This is a genomic window from Agrobacterium sp. O3.4, from assembly GCF_041414895.1.
Lineage (GTDB): Bacteria > Pseudomonadota > Alphaproteobacteria > Rhizobiales > Rhizobiaceae > Agrobacterium > Agrobacterium cucumeris.
The window spans coordinates 1-16,543 of the sequence record NZ_JALPZP010000005.1 but is presented as its reverse complement, the minus strand read 5'-3'; the positions used below and the strand labels follow the sequence as shown (position 1 = coordinate 16,543).

The 16,543-nt window shown below is 57.4% G+C and carries 16 protein-coding genes; 9 read left to right on the top strand and 7 right to left on the bottom strand.

Going from position 1 to position 16,543, the window contains the following annotated elements; translation table 11 throughout:
* Nucleotides 1-27: 27 nt before the first annotated feature.
* Together M0412_RS20325 and M0412_RS20320 are read left to right on the top strand one after the other, a co-directional pair.
* Nucleotides 28-546 carry a Dps family protein gene (locus M0412_RS20325; RefSeq protein WP_269700043.1) on the top strand — a complete coding sequence of 173 codons (519 nt, stop codon included), beginning with the start codon at nt 28-30 and terminating at the stop codon, nt 544-546.
* A gap of 19 nt (nt 547-565) precedes the next feature.
* Nucleotides 566-1,546 (top strand): alpha/beta fold hydrolase, encoded by a 981-nt coding sequence (locus M0412_RS20320; RefSeq protein ID WP_269700044.1) that lies wholly within the window; start codon nt 566-568, stop codon nt 1,544-1,546.
* Between the two features lie 277 nt (nt 1,547-1,823).
* Here the strand turns inward: M0412_RS20320 and M0412_RS20315 are convergent, their stop codons facing one another.
* The 7 genes from M0412_RS20315 to M0412_RS20285 all read right to left on the bottom strand — a co-directional run bounded on the left by M0412_RS20315 (nt 1,824) and on the right by M0412_RS20285 (nt 9,029).
* Nucleotides 1,824-2,240, bottom strand: coding sequence for an organic hydroperoxide resistance protein (locus M0412_RS20315; RefSeq protein ID WP_142842061.1), 417 nt, complete (start codon nt 2,238-2,240; stop codon nt 1,824-1,826).
* A 149-nt stretch (nt 2,241-2,389) separates the two neighbouring features.
* The gene (locus tag M0412_RS20310) at nt 2,390-3,706 is read right to left on the bottom strand and encodes an ATP-binding protein (protein WP_269700045.1); all 1,317 of its coding nucleotides are present in this window, start codon (nt 3,704-3,706) and stop codon (nt 2,390-2,392) included.
* On the bottom strand, nt 3,703-4,443 hold the full coding sequence (locus M0412_RS20305) for a response regulator (protein WP_269700046.1): 741 nt from the start codon (nt 4,441-4,443) through the stop codon (nt 3,703-3,705). The genes M0412_RS20310 and M0412_RS20305 overlap by 4 nt, the downstream gene beginning before the upstream one ends.
* Before the next feature lie 95 nt (nt 4,444-4,538).
* A complete protein-coding gene (locus tag M0412_RS20300; RefSeq protein ID WP_269700047.1) occupies nt 4,539-5,585 on the bottom strand; it encodes an alpha/beta fold hydrolase in 1,047 nt (348 codons plus the stop codon).
* A gap of 201 nt (nt 5,586-5,786) precedes the next feature.
* Entirely contained in the window at nt 5,787-6,545 is a 759-nt protein-coding gene (locus M0412_RS20295; protein ID WP_269700048.1) for an alpha/beta hydrolase, read from the bottom strand.
* 45 nt (nt 6,546-6,590) lie between these two features.
* The gene (locus M0412_RS20290; RefSeq protein WP_269700050.1) at nt 6,591-8,339 is read right to left on the bottom strand and encodes a cytochrome c biogenesis protein DipZ; all 1,749 of its coding nucleotides are present in this window, start codon (nt 8,337-8,339) and stop codon (nt 6,591-6,593) included.
* A gap of 180 nt (nt 8,340-8,519) precedes the next feature.
* Nucleotides 8,520-9,029 carry a cytochrome P460 family protein gene (locus M0412_RS20285; protein ID WP_269700051.1) on the bottom strand — a complete coding sequence of 170 codons (510 nt, stop codon included), beginning with the start codon at nt 9,027-9,029 and terminating at the stop codon, nt 8,520-8,522.
* A 375-nt stretch (nt 9,030-9,404) separates the two neighbouring features.
* Between M0412_RS20285 and M0412_RS20280 the strand changes: the two genes are divergently transcribed.
* The 7 genes from M0412_RS20280 to M0412_RS20250 all read left to right on the top strand — a co-directional run bounded on the left by M0412_RS20280 (nt 9,405) and on the right by M0412_RS20250 (nt 15,665).
* Nucleotides 9,405-10,751, top strand: coding sequence for a hypothetical protein (locus M0412_RS20280; protein ID WP_269700052.1), 1,347 nt, complete (start codon nt 9,405-9,407; stop codon nt 10,749-10,751).
* Between the two features lie 216 nt (nt 10,752-10,967).
* Nucleotides 10,968-11,366 (top strand): HipA domain-containing protein, encoded by a 399-nt coding sequence (locus tag M0412_RS20275; RefSeq protein ID WP_269700053.1) that lies wholly within the window; start codon nt 10,968-10,970, stop codon nt 11,364-11,366.
* 271 nt (nt 11,367-11,637) lie between these two features.
* Nucleotides 11,638-12,162: a hypothetical protein gene (locus M0412_RS20270; RefSeq protein WP_371338329.1), complete on the top strand. Its 525-nt coding sequence runs from the start codon at nt 11,638-11,640 to the stop codon at nt 12,160-12,162.
* A gap of 26 nt (nt 12,163-12,188) precedes the next feature.
* Nucleotides 12,189-12,719 carry a lipocalin family protein gene (locus tag M0412_RS20265; RefSeq protein ID WP_269700055.1) on the top strand — a complete coding sequence of 177 codons (531 nt, stop codon included), beginning with the start codon at nt 12,189-12,191 and terminating at the stop codon, nt 12,717-12,719.
* Between the two features lie 19 nt (nt 12,720-12,738).
* A complete protein-coding gene (locus M0412_RS20260; RefSeq protein ID WP_269700056.1) occupies nt 12,739-13,440 on the top strand; it encodes an SDR family NAD(P)-dependent oxidoreductase in 702 nt (233 codons plus the stop codon).
* A gap of 180 nt (nt 13,441-13,620) precedes the next feature.
* The gene (locus M0412_RS20255) at nt 13,621-14,679 is read left to right on the top strand and encodes a nucleoid-associated protein (protein WP_269700057.1); all 1,059 of its coding nucleotides are present in this window, start codon (nt 13,621-13,623) and stop codon (nt 14,677-14,679) included.
* A complete protein-coding gene (locus tag M0412_RS20250) occupies nt 14,679-15,665 on the top strand; it encodes a GTP pyrophosphokinase family protein (RefSeq protein ID WP_269700058.1) in 987 nt (328 codons plus the stop codon). The genes M0412_RS20255 and M0412_RS20250 overlap by 1 nt, the downstream gene beginning before the upstream one ends.
* Nucleotides 15,666-16,543: the final 878 nt, after the last annotated feature.

Below are 16,543 nucleotides of genomic sequence, written 5' to 3'. Positions count from 1 at the left end.
GCGATCGATTGCAGAAGGAGAACGATCATGGACACGACCACAACTGCCAGAAACCGCAAGCTTCCACTCGCAACGCCGACCGACCTCGGCGCTGAAGCGACCCGCGACATCGCCGCTGCTCTCGCCGCGCTTCTGGCGGATGTCTTCACGCTCTACATCAAGACCAAGAATTTCCACTGGCATGTTTCCGGTCCGCATTTCCGTGATTATCACACCCTGCTGGACGAACAGGGCGCCCAGATATTTGCGATGACCGACGACATTGCCGAAAGGGCGCGCAAGATCGGCGGCACGACCATTCGCTCCATCGGCCAAATTGGCCGGCTTCAGCGCCTCCTTGATAATGACGCAGACTTCGTCACGCCCGAAGATATGCTCGCCGAGCTGCTCGAGGACAACAAGCAGCTTACCGCCATCCTGCGGCAAACGCACAACCTCACCTCCGACCTCAACGACCACGCGACTACCAGCCTGATCGAAAACTGGATCGACGAGACCGAGCGCCGCACCTGGTTCCTGTTCGAAACCACCCGCCGCGCGCGGTGAAACCAGGCAGGAAACCCAAATGACCGACAATCCTATCGAGCTGGCAATTTCCAGACGGCAGGTTCTGCTGGCCGGTGCCGCGCTTTCCACCGCGATGGCCATGCCGTCGATCGCATTTTCAAAATCCATCCCATCCCGCAACGAAGGAGCATTTCCAATGACCGAATCATTCGTAAAGACCAAGGACGGCGTCGATATCTATTTCAAGGACTGGGGTCCGAAGGATGCCCAGCCAATCGTCTTCCATCACGGCTGGCCCTTGTCCTCCGACGACTGGGATGCGCAGATGCTGTTCTTTGCCCAGAACGGTTACCGCGTTGTGGCCCACGACCGTCGTGGCCACGGCCGTTCCCAGCAGGTGAGCGACGGCCACGATATGGATCACTATGCCGCCGATGCATCCGCCGTCGCCGAACATCTCGATCTCAGGAATGCGGTTCACATCGGCCACTCGACCGGTGGCGGTGAGGTTGCCCGTTACGTCGCCAAATTCGGTGAGCCGCAGGGCCGCGTTGCCAAGGCTGTTCTTGTCTCCGCAGTTCCCCCGCTGATGTTGAAGACGCCTTCCAATCCCGGCGGCCTGCCGATCGAAGTCTTCGACAGCTTCCGCAGGGGCGTTGCCGAAAACCGCGCCGAGTTCTTCCTCGACGTCCCGACCGGTCCCTTCTATGGTTTCAATCGGTCCGGTGCCAAAGTCTATCCCGGTGTCATCCAGAACTGGTGGCGTCAGGGCATGATGGGTAGCGCCAAGGCCCATTATGACGGCGTCAAGGCCTTTTCGGGAACCGATCAGACGGAAGACCTGAAAGCGATCACAGTGCCGACGCTCGTTCTCCACGGCGATGACGACCAGGTCGTGCCGATCGCAGATTCCGCTGAATTGTCTGTCAAACTTCTGAAGAATGGCACGCTGAAGGTATATAAGGGGTATCCGCACGGCATGCTGACGACCCATGCTGATGTCATCAATCCGGATTTGCTCGCCTTTGTGAAAAGCTGATCACCGCAAAAGGTCGCCGTCGGCCAAGGTTGATGGCGGCCAATGTCTCGTGCGAGGCTTGCCTGAATTGATCGGGGGGATGGCAGGAAGAAGTGGAAATGCGAAAACGGCTGCGGTGGCCGCCGAGCCGTTTTCTTGTGGTCACATCGTTGAAACCGCGCCCAGAAGTCCCGAAAGCGGCGAGGGCTCGTCAGATGTTGCATCATAGATGCACGGTGCTGCGAATATCGCCGCAAACACGATGGCTATGACAAACGCACGGGCGGAAACAACAGGCTTAAGCGAGCTTGAGCGTAACATCGATGTTCCCCCTCGTTGCCTTCGAATAAGGGCAGATCTGATGGGCGTCCTCGATGATCGCCTGCGCGACGGGGCGATCAATGCCGGGCAGGCTGATCGACAGGCGCGCCTGCAGAAAGAACTCGCCGCCCGTCGTGCCGAGGTCAACTTCCGCATCGACGGTGGTGTCGGCTGGGAGCCGGAGCTGGTGTTTCGCCGCTGCCTTTGTCATGGCGCCGATGAAACATGCCGACCAGCCGGCCGCAAAAAGCTGTTCGGGATTTGTACCCGGCTTTCCGCTGCCCGGAGGCGAGAGCTTGATGCCGAGCGCGCCATCATCGCTTTGTGCCGATCCGTCACGTCCGCCGGTCGTACGGGTCTTGCCGGTATAAAGAACAGTCTCGATTCTGGTCATGGGAGGCTCCTTTCATTTGCCGCTGCTGTGGCGTTTCGTGATAGGAGCTTTTTGATGGATCAGCGTATCCGGCATGTTTCCGGAAACTGCGAAACTGTATCGAAACGTATCGGCGTTTCGTCGCGGGTGATCGTCGGCCCGCATTCCCGTCAGGGAAAAGCCACTTCGGCCGCAAGCCCGCCGCCCTGCCTGTTATAGAGGCGAACCGAGCCGCCGATCGTTCCGGCGAGCTGCTGCGCGATCGCCAGTCCGAGACCCGTTCCGCCCGTGTCGCGGTTTCGCGATGTTTCAATCCGGAAGAAGGGCTGCATGGCATTTTGCAGCATCTCGTCGGGGATGCCGGGCCCACGATCGAGCACTGTGATAACCACCGTACCTTCGTCACGCCTGTCCACTTTAATTTCGGCACTGCCGCCGAATTTGAGGGCGTTATCTATGAAGTTCGTCAGGATTCTTCGCAACGCATGTGGCTTTGTCGACGCTGTGCCGCGCACCATGCCGACAACCGAAACGGCTTTTCCAGTATCCTGGTAGTCGTAGGCGATGCTGTCGATAAAAGAGGCCAGATCGATACGGGATGATTTTTCGCCGTTGCCGTGAGCGCTGCGTGCGTAAGCGATGCCATCCTGCACCAGACGTTCGATTTCACGCAGGTCACTGACCAGTTTTTCCTTTTCCGGCGTATCGTCAGCCATATCGGCGCGCAACCGCATCCGGGTGATGGGCGTCTGCAGGTCGTGCGAGATCGCCGCGAGAATTTGGACGCGCTCCTCGAGATATTGCGCGACGCGATCACGCATGGCGTTGAACGCGCGGGCGGCGTGGGCAACTTCACTTGGTCCGCTCTCACTCATCGGCAACCCCTTTTCCCCCGGTTCCAACGCTTCCGCTGCCGCGGCAAGCGTGCTGAGCGGTCTGGTCGTCTGTCGCACTGCAAACCAGGTGCAAAGCAACAGAAGCGCCATCTGGGCGGCGAAGACATAAGGCAGCCAGTTCGCCAGGGGCATCACGCCGCGCGGTGTCACGTCGATTGTCAACGGCGCCCCGTCCGATAGCGTCAAATGCGCCTGAAGCCGCTTGCCGTCACCGGGAATGGACTCGACCCTCACGGGAAAACGGTGTCCCGCCGCCTCCTCGATCCTCTGCGCAATTTCGGCACCGTGGCCGGACATGTCCGAGACACCGGGAAGCCCGGGGCCGAGGACGAGTTGATAACTGCTGCTGCTCAGGCGATGCACCCACTGCACCCGCTCATTCGCAGGCAGGCGGTCGATGATGGCGATCGATACCGCCAGATCCTGCTCGAGAGTGCCGAGCATGACCGCCTTTGCCGACATGTATCGCTCGGCAAAGAGGATGCTGAACGACAGGCCGTAGGCGATGGCAAGGCCGGTAAAAAGGATGATGAAAAGTCTGGAGCGCAATGAACGCGGCCACCAGGCGGTGAACAGGCGCGGGCCGTTCATACCCTCGGCTCCGAAATTTCCACGGGCACCGCAAAGACATATCCTTCCGCCCGCACCGTCTTGATGTAGACGGGTTCGCGCGCGTCATCCCCCAGCCGCTGGCGCACGCGGCTCACGAGAAGGTCGATCGACCGGTCGAAAAGCTCGGCATCGCGTCCCTGGGTCAGATTTAACAGCTGGTCGCGGTTGAGGACGCGCTGGGGATGATCGATGAAAACCCTGAGAAGCCGATACTCAGCCCCGCTCAAGGCAACGGTCGTGCCCTCCCTGTCGAGCAGGTGGCGGCCCACGGTGTCGAGGCGCCAGTCACCGAAGGTCAGGAGCTGCCCGGCCTCGCTGATCTGCAGATTGGGAGGCAGCATCCGCGTGCGGCGCAGGATGGCCTTGATCCGGGCAAGAAGCTCGCGGGCAGCGAAAGGCTTCGAGAGATAGTCGTCGGCGCCCATTTCGAGCCCGATAATGCGATCCATCTCGTCATCGCGGGCGGTCAGCATCAGCACCGGCGTGGCTTTATGTTTCCCCGCCCGCAACTCCCGGCATAGAACCAGCCCGTCATCGCCCGGCATCATCACGTCGAGCACGATGAGATCGACGGTATTACAGTCAAGAAAACTTCTCATCTGCCGTCCATCGGCTGCCACGCTGGTACGCAGGCCGTTCTTCTTCAGGTAGCTGGAGACCAGTTCCCTGATTTCCCTGTCGTCATCCACGACGAGGATATGGTCGATATGTTCCATTGGATGCCTTCGTCGTCCGGACGGTTCGAGTGGCCCGCTACCGCGTCCCCTGTTGTCATGTGCAGTAAGACAACGGTTCGCGGGCGTCGGCAAGTTTAAAGCTTTGCGACGTCCAGAACAGCCCTGGCAAAAGCCTCGGGGGCTTCCTGCGGCAGGTTGTGGCCGATGCCGCCGCTGATATTGCGATGCTGATATTTGCCGGAAAACTTCGATGCGTAGGCGGAAGGGTCCGGATGCGGCGCGCCGTTGGCATCGCCTTCCAGCGTTATTGTCGGCACGGTGATGACGGGCAGTTTCGCAAGCTGGTGCTCGTAGTCATCGTACTTGGCTTCCCCGTCTGCCAGGGCAAGCCGCCAGCGGTAGTTATGGATGGTGATGGCCACATGGTCGGGATTGTCGAATGCGGGTGCAGAACGATTAAAGGTCTCGTCGCTGAATTTCCAGGTCGGAGATGCCGTCTGCCAGATCAGGCGCACGAAGTCGCGGGTGTTGGCGGCATAGCCTGCACGACCGCGTTCCGTCGCGAAATAGAACTGGTACCACCAGGAGAGTTCCGCCTTGGGCGGAAGCGGCTTCCTGTTGATCTCCTGGCTGCCGATAAGATAGCCGCTGACCGATACCAGCCCGGTGCAACGCTCGGGCCAGAGCGCCGCCATGATGTCGGCGGTGCGAGCGCCCCAGTCATAACCGGCAACGACCGCCTGTTTGACGCCGAGTGCGTCGAGGAAAGCGATCATGTCGACCGCAAGCGCCGCCTGCTGTCCGTTGCGTGCCGTGTCGTTCGAGAGAAAACGGGTCGTGCCATAACCGCGCAGATAGGGGATGAGTACCCGATATCCTGCCGATGCAAGAACGGGTGCGACATCGACATAGCTGTAGATATCGTAGGGCCATCCATGCAGCAGCAGCACGACCGGGCCGTCTGCAGGGCCGGCTTCTGCATAACTGACACTGAGTACACCTGCTTCAACCTGCTTCAGGGCACCAAAGGAGGTAGCTCCGTCGCGACCGGTTGATGGCTGAGGCGAAAGCGCTTCGCCCTTGGCATGAGCAAGGCCTGCTGCCCCGAATTCGACGGCGGCAACCGTCATTGCGGCAATGCCGAAGAAGCGCCGACGCTGGAAATTGATCTCGGAATTCATTGCTGTCTCTCCTGTCCATGTTGGATGTGGGCAGGTAACGCCGTGCGTGTATCCTCGATGTGTCCCAAGGCGGACGAATGTGAATGGTTTTGTAGCAGGGCGCATTCCGGATACAGACTGATACATTCGGTTCGCCCTCCGGAAGCAATCAGCCGCCCCGGTGTCCGGAGCGGCTGTGCTGAAGTTCGATGTAGGCGCCGATTATTTCGCGGATTGGCGGGCGGCCTGTTCGATGACGTCAGCGACTTTTTCGGGCTGGGAGGCGAAGACCGCGTGGCTTGCCGCAATCTCGGTCACCACACTGCCGGCGCGCTTGGCCATGTCACGCTCCAGATCGGGGTTGATCGACCGGTCCTGCGTTGCGACAATCGACCAGCTTTTCTTGGTTTTCCAGGCCGGTTCGCCGGCCTTGGCGGCAAAGGCGGCCTTGGCGGCGAAGACTTGACTTCTTGCCATGAAGGCGGCGTCCTCATGCGGCAGGTCGCCGGCGAAATCTTGTGCAAAGACGGCCGGATCGAGATAGAGGAACGCGCCATCCTTCGTCGGCTTGATGCCTGTGCCGGCGGGCGGTTTCGAGCCGGCGAGATCGAGAAGGCTCTCTCCTTTTTCGGGCTGGAAGGCGGCGACATAGACGAGCCCTGCAACATCCGGCCGGTTCCCCGCTTCGGAGATCACCATCCCGCTGTAGCTGTGCCCAACCAGCAAACTGGGGCCCTGTTGGAGATCGAGGACCCGGTTGGTGGCCGCCACGTCATCGGCGAGAGCGGTGATGGGCTCCTGCACGATCGTGACGTTGAAACCGCGACTTTGAAGGATGTCTGTCGCCCTGCGCCAGGCCGAACCATCGGCCAGCGCGCCATGGACTATGACGATATTCTTCACCTCTGCCGCCTGCGCGGCAAAAGCGATCAGTGCGGTTGCGACGGCAAGCGCGAATTTTGGCGCTAGACGATGGGGCATCATGTTTCTCCTTTGGTTTTGATGGAAAGGGAAGGAAAATCCGGGTCAGCCGAACGTGAAGGCGTAGGCCTGTACGCCGGGGTCGAGGAAACGGATGGCGAAGGTTCGCGCTTCGACGGTGCCGGACTGGCGGACGAGCTGGTAAAGGCGGGTTGAGGTGATAGCGCCATTGCCCTCGGCATCCGTGTCGGCGCCATGGTCCTCACCCGGCGGATGCCCGTCGATGGTGACCTGGAAACGAACCGGTTTTCCGGCGGCGTCCGGCCCAAGGACCAGATGCAGGTCACGGGCGTTGAATCGATAGGTAATGCCGCCATCAGCCGCATCCAGTGCCGCCGCCTCCGCGCCAACGGTCCAACTGCCGGAGAGCCCCCATTCGTTGAGGGCCGGCGTGGCGACGGAATAGTCGCGCGGCATGTCTGTACGTATCGCCTCGTTCGAAGCGAAGTTTCGAGCCTGCCGGTAGCCTATATAGGTTTCGCCCGAGCGTATGTGCCCGATATCCGCACCGGCTTCGGCCCCTGTCGCCTGCGGGTTCACCGGTTCGGTGGCAGAGGCGCTGCTGCCGGCCTCGCGCAGCAGGTCCTGGATCGCCTCTTCGGTCTGCCGGTAATCGCCCTCGCCGAAATGGTGGTAGCGGATCTGGCCCTTGGCATCGATAAGGTAATGCGCCGGCCAATAGCTGTTATCGAAGGCGCGCCAGATCCTGTAATCATTGTCAATTGCCACCGGGTAGTCGATCTTGAAGCCGGCGACGGCCTGCCTGACATTGTCGATCTTCTTTTCGAAGGCGAATTCGGGGGCGTGAACGCCGATGACGACGAGGCCCTGATCCCGATATTTCTCCGCCCAGGCACGCACATAGGGAATAGTGCGGATGCAGTTGATGCATGAATAGGTCCAGAAGTCGACGAGGACGACCTTGCCATGCAACTGTTCGCGTGTGAGCGGCTGGGAGTTGAGCCACTCGACGGCACCATCAAGCGATGGCGCCTTGCCCTCAATCGGCAAACTCGACCGGGCCGTGGCAGCGCCATCGGCCGCCGCCGTCTCCACCTCAGGCGCTTTGGTGGTGTGGAGCCGATCGAGCACCTGCTGTTCGAAGGATGCCGTGTTCGCATAGGAAATCTGCGCCAGGAAACCCGTATCCAGACCGAGTGCGATGACTGCGACGCCGGCAAGCACCGCCGCGCCGAGCGCCTGCCGGATCCGCTCGCTGAAACCCAGTGAGCGTTTCATGGCCGTAAATACCCTGCCTCCGACCAGTATGGCGACGGCAAGCGAGGTGACTGCGCCGGCGGCATAGGCGGCAAGCAGCAGGCTGGTTTCCAGATTGGCTCCCTTCAGGGCCGCGCCTGTCAGCACGAGCCCGAGGATCGGTCCGGCGCAGGGTGCCCATAACAGGCCGGTGGCGATGCCGAGCGTCAGGGAGCCCGCGACCGCCGGCATTGACCCGGGCTTGCCCGCAGCATTGGCGAGCCGGTTGCCCAGGTCGACGACCGGGCGGGTGATGATGCTGGCAACATGGGGCGAGACGAGCGCGACACCGAAGACCGCAAGCAGCGCAAGCGCCCCGAACCGGCCATATTCATTGGCGCTGATTGCCCAGCTGCCGCCCACGGCGGCCAGTGTCGCAACGGCGCAGAAGGTTGCCGCCATTCCCGCAAGCAGGGGCAGCGTGCTGCGCAGGAACGGTTGCCCCGCCCGCGCAAAAACGAAGGGGAGGATGGGCAGGATACAGGGGCTGAGAATTGTCAGCGCCCCTCCGAGATAGGCAATGACCAGAAACGTCATCATCTTTTCCTTTCAGGCAGGAGTTCCGGCTTCGGGCGGCGAAGGCCACCCGGCGATGGCGTCAATTTCCGGGCCTCACGTATCCCTGATGTGTCGGCGCCTCGGTGAATTTGTAATCGAGTGTAAAAGCCGCCTCCGGCGCGCGGCTGCGAAAGCGAACGCAAACAGCCCCGTCACGGGTTACGGCGCATATCGCGTGAAGACGAAATCGTGGTCCTTGACGTTGCCCTCGTGGCAGGAGAGGCAGGTCTCATGCTGCGCGGCATCCACCGGCTTGCCGTCAACAAACCGCCCGAAGCCCCAGCCGTGGCTGCCGGTATATTTTTTGGAGTCCTTCACCATCACCTGCACGGTGGTTGCGGCTCCCGGCACAGTGGCCGGCGGAAACTCCGTTGACTGCCGCCGCTTATAGGCAAGCTTCACCAGTATCGAGCCGTCGGGAAAGGGCAGGGTCTTGGTCCTGTAGGCGTTGACGGCGATATCGTTTGCCAGAACAACGCGAAGCTCGTCCAGCGGCGGCGCTTCCTGTGCGGGTGCGATGAACGTCCAGTCACGGTATCCTTCGGGGAGTGTAACGCCGTAGATGGGGGAAGCGTTTTCCGGCGGCGTTTCCGCCCGGCTTGAATAAATGCTGCCAAAGCCTGCTGCCGCAACCGAAAGGGCAACGGCGAAGAAAACCTGCTTTTCCATGAAAATCCTGCCTGATCCGAAAAAGATCAGGCAATGATCTGCGCCGCAGGTATCCGGCATGTTTCCAGAAACCTGCCTTTATGTATCAGATCGTAGCAGGGCATGTGCCATTCCATCCGTGGCGAGATCAGTTTTCCCCGCGAAGCGTTTATTCCCCGTGTCGCCGCTTGCGAAGCGAGCCCGCTTCGCTGTCGGCGCGTCGATCGCCCGCCACCCCTGCATTCCCCTGAATTGCAGGCACAACAGCGGCTAACTTCACGTTTTGAAATAATCGGTCACCGAAAATGAGTTTCCATTCCGTGCGTGTGCGGTCATGTGTTTGTGAAGTTCGTATGAGCCATTGTTCTACGACACACGAATCAAAGAGCTGACAGCATGGAAAACCCGTTTGCACTGAACCATCTTTCCGAGAACACGGTCTTCCGTAAGGGCGATGTTTTCGTCCTTTTCGGCGAACTGTTCGGCCGCGGATACGCAACCGGCCTGCTCGATGAAGCCAGACGGGCTGGAATGGAGATTGTCGGGATCACGGTCGGGCGGCGCGATGAGAACAACGTGCTGCGGCCGCTCAACGCCGAGGAACTGTCTTCGGCGGAGGCCCAGCTGGGCGGCAGGATCATCAACATCCCTCTCATGGCGGGTTTCGATCTGGATGCGCCCGAAGGCGGCCCAACGCCCACCGATCTCCTGGCAAATATGACGCTTGAGAGCTGGGAACACGACAAGCTCGACTGGGATTATCTCGGACAATGCCGCGATATCGCCACTGCGCGTTTTAAGGAATCGCTTTCAAAGGTCATGGCCGTTCTCGATGGCATGATCCCCGCCGGCCGCAATGTTTTCTTCGCCCACACAATGGCCGGAGGCATCCCGAAGGCGAAGGTATTCCTGGTCGTCGCCAATCGAATCTACAAGGGAACCGGAACCCGTCACATGTCGTCGCAGACCCTGCTCGACAGTGATCTGGGAAAACTCATCCTGCAGAATTTTGACGAGGTCTCCGCAAACACCTTCCGCCATCTCATTGATTTCAGCGCGGCGATCCGCGAGCGCGTCGAAGCTTCGGGCGGACAGGTGCGATACACGGCCTATGGTTACCACGGATCAGCCGTCCTCATTGATGGAAGCTATCGTTGGCAGACCTACACCAACTACACGCAGGGTTATGCCAAGATGCGGCTCGAAGGCATTGCAGAGGAGGCCTGGGCGACAGGCATCAAGGCAACTGTCTATAACTGCCCCGAAATCCGCACCAATTCGTCCGATGTGTTCACGGGTATCGAGCTGCCCCTTATTCCGCTGCTGCTTGCATTGAAGAAAGAAAACGGCGGCCAATGGGCAGACGAACAGTGGCAGGCCTGCGAGCAGTTGCTGGCCGATGGCTTAACCATGGAAGACGTCTTCGGCAAGATCGCCGCCATGCAGGCCAGCGAGGTCATGCGTCCGTTCTATGATTTTTCGGCCTGGCCCATGGCAAACAGCCAGGCACAGGCTGATTTGACCATCGGTACCTCCAATGAGATCACCCAGATGCATCGCGACAGAAAGGTGATGATCAGCGACCTCCTGAGCGGCCTCGTTGTGAAGGCAACCGGACAGCTGATTTTCGGCGAAGCGTCCAAACCCTCCGGTCCTGTCCTGTGGCTCAATCACGATATCGTGGCTCGCCGACTGAACGCTTCCCACGCGCATTCGAGGTCTGCCGCGCCGCTTGTCGCGTAGGGAATGGAAACCTCACACCTTGAGGTGATGTGAAGGCTTCCAGGCATCGCTTGGAAACTCGGTGTTTTAGCCATGCAGCGATGAACGACTTTTTGCGACGAAACGTTTTGACAGGACACCCGCCGGCAGGCTCCACATGCACACGGCGAGCGGCCTGCTGAACGCCAGTCATCGGGAGGCCACCCTAATTATGAGCAACTACACAAGCTTACGCATATGATGACCCGCGACGCTGCGGAAGTCCTCAAGATGTTCCGAAACATGGTGTTCAATGTCTATGCCAGAAACCGCGACGACCATGCGAAGAACCACGCATTCCTTATGGACGGGAATGGTCGTTGGTCTCTGGCACCCGCATACGATCTTACTTTTTCGTCTGGACCAGGCGGAGAGCACAGCACGGCTATAGCCGGGGAAGGCAGAAACCCCGGCATGTCTCACCTTCTGGCAGTCTCTAAAGGGTCCTCGATTTCAGATCAGGATGCCCGGGAAGTCATCGAACAGGTTCGAGCGGCCGTAGACCGCTGGCCGCAGTTTGCTGAAGAAGCTCGGCTTTCCAGATCCCGCACCGCCGAGCTCGACGAATTCCTGAATGGTAATCGGCCTGCTTGCTGAAGGAGGTCAATCTGATCCACGGCGGAGAGGGTTGGAGGATCGGTGCAGACCACGACCGTATCCGTCGCCCGTCACTTGGCCAGAAAACGAGAATGAGGGATGGACGAGTGCTACATCCGGTTTGCGCGTCAATTTACGGAATCGTCATGGCACTTTCACCTCGCGAGTGAAACCAAACCAATCTCTGCTTCGTATCTAGGCCAGCGGCCTGCTTGGCGCTAACGGAGAAAACGGTCTGATGGAGCTTGGAAGGGACGATAAGCGGACGGGCTTGGCCGTAACCGATGACCTGACTAAGGCGACACTGACCGTTGCTTGGGTCATCATCCTCAACAAGCCGTTTTATCCGCTTTATGTCTGGTATCTGGTCGATGCCGGTGCTGCTGTGGCATCGCTCGTTACCCTGCTATCGGTGCCGTTTTTCCTTGCTATCCCGTTTCTGGCAAAGAAATCCCATCTGGCCGCGCGCCTGGCGCTTCCTCTTGTAGGAACGCTCGATACCCTGTTTGAAACAGCGATATTCGGCCACGCATCCGGCACCGAATTTTTCTTTGCGGCCTGCATCATGCTGGCGACCATCTCGTTCCGTGCGGACGAGAAACTCTGGCAATATGCGACGGCAATTCTTGTCTTTATCGCCTTCTTCTGCTCGCGCACATTTCTGGGTGCGGCGCTGCAATCTTGGTCGGCAGATGATCTTGCAACGCTTCTCAATCTGAATGCGTTCTCCGCTGCCGGCCTCATGGCCTTTATCGCGCTTCGATATGCCGGCATGTCACGGCGAACTGACACCTGAACCCATTCGATCGACAGGAGGAGTCTATGCAGAAAAATCGCAAGCGCATCATGGGTGCGCTGACATTCTCGCTTTTTCTATTCGCAGGCTCGCTCGCCGCGGCTGCCCCCAAGCCCGTTGCCGTTGACGCCGGTCACTATCGTGGCACATGGCTGGAAATCGGTCGCATGCCGATGCTTCTGACGGACGGATGCGTTGCCGGCTATTCCACCTACCGGCAAGGTAAGTCGGCCGATGAAGTGCTGGTCGAAGATGGCTGCCGCGAAGGCACGCCGCGGGGCAAATTGAAGACCATCTACGGTGTTGGAAAGATCGAGGACTTCGCGTCTACCAAGGCTAAGATGAGGGTCCGTTACCCGCTTCTGATCACGTTCAATTATTGGGTGCTTTATAAATCGCCTGACAAGTCCTGGTTCATCAGTGCCAATCCATCCACCGACGATGTCTGGGTTTACGCCCGCAACGTTCCGTCCAAAACGAAGCTCAACAGGATGATGATGAAAGTCCGTGAGCTGGGTTATGACGTCAAAAAGCTCGAATTTCCTGCCCAGAGATAACCGCTGACGGAGCGCGCGGATGATGAAGTCCCTTGAAGGCGGCTATCGAGCCATTGTCATCGGTGCGTCCGGCGGTATTGGCGCAGCACTGCTCGCGCGCCTCAAGGCCGATCCCCGGTGCGCGCTCGCCCTGCCTCTGTCTCGCAGCCGCGACGGTCTCGATGTCACCGACAAGACGACGGTTCGAGAAGCCGCTGCCCGTCTGGAGGACCAGCGCGGTTCATTCGATCTGATCTTCAACGCAACGGGTGCTTTGGTAGTCGATGGTGCCGGTCCGGAAAAGTCGATACGGGCGATCGACGCCGGCCACATGGCGAAACAATTTGCGGTCAATGCCGTAGGGCCTGCACTGCTCCTGAAATATTTCACGCCGCTTTTGCAACGGGACAGGCGAAGCGTCTTTGCCTCCCTGTCGGCGCGTGTTGGCTCGATTGGCGATAACCGGCTGGGCGGGTGGATTTCCTATCGCGCCGCGAAGGCCGCTCAAAATCAGATCATTCGAACCGCGGCGATAGAAATTGCCCGCGCCAACCCCCAAGCCATCATCGTCGCGCTGCATCCCGGAACAGTCGATACGAACCTGTCCCAGCCGTTTTCGAAGGGCAGAGACCTGTTCACCCCGGATCAATCGGCTGTGCGCCTTTTGGAAACGATCAACGGTATCGAGCAGAGCCAGACGGGGCAATTTTTCGCCTATGATGGCTCAACTATAGAATGGTGAGTTCTGGCGTATACAGTGCTGCTGCTTGCGAAGTCTCGGCTTCAAGCAGTCATATTTTTAGGAAGAATGACTTTCTACCATTTTTGAAAAGGCACAGTCTTGCTCAATTTATTGCGTGATCGGCTTGCAGAATCACCTGTGTTTCCCTCAATTACTTAAAGTTGTATCGGGAGCGCGTAGATGCCATTGCAGAATTTGACAGTAAACAGGATTTGTTTGCACGAGGTTCATAGAAGATCTGATGCAGGGACAGTTGTTGAACCTACATTGGGTACAGAACTCCTCGATTTGAGAGGACCCGCAATGGATGCCTTTCGGAGCCGGGTGATTGCGGCCTTCAAAAGCAACTCTCAGTGTATGGAAATGATGATTCGGGCTTATGGCGATGGCAGCGTAATCTCGAATGGATTGCGGTTAATCGAGGCGGCGGACCAAGACTACATCACGATATCGGGCTTGTTTGCTGATGCGCTAGCTGGTGCCCAAACTTCACGTCAGATGCCAGGTGGCTTGGTTGTTATCTTTGATGGAACTATTGGCAATCCTGCAACGTCTTTTTTCGGCGTTATGAAGGCTGAACTGCATGAGGGCTTTATTAAAACAGACGACTTACAGGCCCGATTTGTTTCAGATCTGTTTCTAAGTCCCAAGACAAAACTCTACAAGATTGGCTTGTTTGTCAGCGATGGCCTCCGCCCGCGTCCGGAACTGCCCGATGGTTGGAGTGCGATTGTTTATGACAGCGCCATGAGTGCCGCGCAACGGGATAACGCGGCAACTTATTTTTATAGCTCATTTCTAGGTCTCGACATTCCTGATAATGCGGCGCAGCAGGTTCGGAAATTTTTTGAACATACAAGGGCATTTATTCGGAACAGCGATTTAACAGACGAGGAAAAGGTTGATCTCTACAACGGGCTCTATACTTATCTGAAACTAGACAGAGGTAATACAATACAGACTTCGAGGTTTGCCGAAGCCTTTATGAATGAAGATCTCTCCGAGAAATACCTTCAACACATGCGACGCGAGCGGTTTCCGACGACTGCTCTCGCGAAAGATCTTTCCGAAGTCAGCGGAAATTTAAGGCTCCGCAAATTTAAGTTTCCCGGATCAATAACACTCAGCGGTCCGTCGGACGCGGTTCGCGAATTGGTTACCGTCGCGACTGTGGATGGCGACTCTGGGACGTTGTGGACCCAAATAACTATACGAGGGCAGATCGAGGCCCAAGAGTAATGACAAAGGAGGAAGAGCTTCTTGAGCGCTGGGACGCGGAGCAGGTAGTCTATGCTGCTTGGGGGAGGATGATCTCTAATCAAGTCTCCACTGCTTTAGGTCCCATTATCGCTCCGATTCGTCCCGATTACTTTCTAAGAACACCTGTCGTGCCGAGAACAAAAGATGGCCAGAAGCTAGTCGAGAAAGCTTTCTATCGAAACAAAAACTATGCGAATCCTTATAAAGATATCACTGATAAGGTCGGAACGCGGTTCGTAGTTCTGTTAGGTAGTGAAATCCCGATCGTTGAAAAGGCTCTGACATCGATCAAAGGTTGGTATTTCTCTAAGGATCGTGATTACGAAGAGGAACAAAAGAAGAACCCTTTGCAGTTTGACTACGCGGCAGTACACTACGTGGTGCGCCCTGAAGCCAATGTTGAGTTTGAGGGCGTGCAGATACCAGCAGATACCCCCTGCGAGGTACAAATTAAAACAATTCTTCAGCATGCGTACAGCGAACTAACCCACGATACGATCTACAAGCCTCAAATCGAGGCGACACCAATGATGCAACGTAACGCTGCTAAAGCTATGGCGTTACTGGAGGCAACGAACGATTACTTTGAGAAAGTCGCGGAGGACGTAAATAATGTGCTCACAAGCGTCCGTCACATGACGGCCGATCTTTCTTCCCTATACCGAACTGCGGTTGGTATTGATCCTAAGCCGACAGTTCTTGAAGGTCTCTTGTTGTCTGCATATGAAGATACTGCCGGCGATGGCTACGTTGCGCAAATCGAAGAAATGCTCGCAGAGCAGCCTTTCATTGCTGAATGCATTAAGACCCACATTGGGCAGAGAAACCCTTTGTTTAGCCAACCATCTGTACTTTTAGTCTATTTGTCAGTTGCTAGATCCCCTAACAGGGCTAAGTCTCAGTGGCCTTTGACTCCTGCAGAGATGGAGCCTTTGCTTAATGACTTAGGAGAGAGCATTCATTAATAGTGCTCAGCAAGGGACAGCTCATTTTTTGATTGGCTGATTGTCTGCGGTCGATCACTCATTCTTTATGAGTACTCTGACTTTCTTTCTTCAATCGCCTTATTTTTTCCCCGTTCATCCCCGGCCTTCTCGCCTGACCTATACTGTGGCTGTTCCGCGCTGAACCTGAAAACTCAGGTTTGCGCTGGGCCAGTGCCGGTTTTGAGAGAGGACGTCACTCTCATGTTTCCGGTCTCTGACAGGCACAGCGCACCGCCAATGAACGGAGGTGAAATGGATTGGGATTGTGGTGGCCCTTTCTATTTCTCCGAATGTCGTTGGCTGATGGTCTGGCCTTGCTAAAGAATGAATCGCTGATGCGGGGCACTGATAAGTGTCTTTATTTTCCACAGGCGGCAATTTTCAGTGCCCTGTTGTAATGCCATCGAGCTGAAAGGCTGATGGGAAAAGAGATGAAGCTCAGAACACGGTCGCAACTGCGTCGCGTGATAGGAAAGGTGTGTTCAATGGGTCTCTATGAGATGTACGTTCTTGCTGCTCGTGCAGATACTGCCCTGCTGAGGAGGAAGCTGGCACGGTCTCTTTATGCCAGGACAAAGCGTCGAAACAGGCAACTCAAGAAGCAATATTTACGCAACCAGAAGGAGAATTCGGCTTTGTTGGCGGATATGAAGAGGGCAGGCCATACAAGAAGCAGTCGCCTTCCGTAAACATATATTTATATAATAACTAGCGCAAAAATATATAGAACATATGTTGCGATGAATTATATATGGACGACTAAAAACGGACGAGAATCCGGTAGGAGAATGGCTTTTGCGGACCTGCAATTTGTGAATTGCGGGCCGACTACGTGTAAATATATGAGTTTTATGTTG

Coding starts and splice junctions, on each gene's coding strand:
- M0412_RS20325 (WP_269700043.1), top strand. CDS start 28: ATGGACACGACCACAACTGCCAGAAACCGCAAGCTTCCACTCGCAACG.
- M0412_RS20305 (WP_269700046.1), bottom strand. CDS start 4,443: ATGGAACATATCGACCATATCCTCGTCGTGGATGACGACAGGGAAATC.
- M0412_RS20280 (WP_269700052.1), top strand. CDS start 9,405: ATGGAAAACCCGTTTGCACTGAACCATCTTTCCGAGAACACGGTCTTC.
- M0412_RS20300 (WP_269700047.1), bottom strand. CDS start 5,585: ATGAATTCCGAGATCAATTTCCAGCGTCGGCGCTTCTTCGGCATTGCC.
- M0412_RS20255 (WP_269700057.1), top strand. CDS start 13,621: ATGCCATTGCAGAATTTGACAGTAAACAGGATTTGTTTGCACGAGGTT.
- M0412_RS20285 (WP_269700051.1), bottom strand. CDS start 9,029: ATGGAAAAGCAGGTTTTCTTCGCCGTTGCCCTTTCGGTTGCGGCAGCA.
- M0412_RS20320 (WP_269700044.1), top strand. CDS start 566: ATGACCGACAATCCTATCGAGCTGGCAATTTCCAGACGGCAGGTTCTG.
- M0412_RS20250 (WP_269700058.1), top strand. CDS start 14,679: ATGACAAAGGAGGAAGAGCTTCTTGAGCGCTGGGACGCGGAGCAGGTA.
- M0412_RS20260 (WP_269700056.1), top strand. CDS start 12,739: ATGATGAAGTCCCTTGAAGGCGGCTATCGAGCCATTGTCATCGGTGCG.
- M0412_RS20265 (WP_269700055.1), top strand. CDS start 12,189: ATGCAGAAAAATCGCAAGCGCATCATGGGTGCGCTGACATTCTCGCTT.
- M0412_RS20290 (WP_269700050.1), bottom strand. CDS start 8,339: ATGACGTTTCTGGTCATTGCCTATCTCGGAGGGGCGCTGACAATTCTC.
- M0412_RS20275 (WP_269700053.1), top strand. CDS start 10,968: ATGATGACCCGCGACGCTGCGGAAGTCCTCAAGATGTTCCGAAACATG.
- M0412_RS20310 (WP_269700045.1), bottom strand. CDS start 3,706: ATGAACGGCCCGCGCCTGTTCACCGCCTGGTGGCCGCGTTCATTGCGC.
- M0412_RS20315 (WP_142842061.1), bottom strand. CDS start 2,240: ATGACCAGAATCGAGACTGTTCTTTATACCGGCAAGACCCGTACGACC.
- M0412_RS20295 (WP_269700048.1), bottom strand. CDS start 6,545: ATGCCCCATCGTCTAGCGCCAAAATTCGCGCTTGCCGTCGCAACCGCA.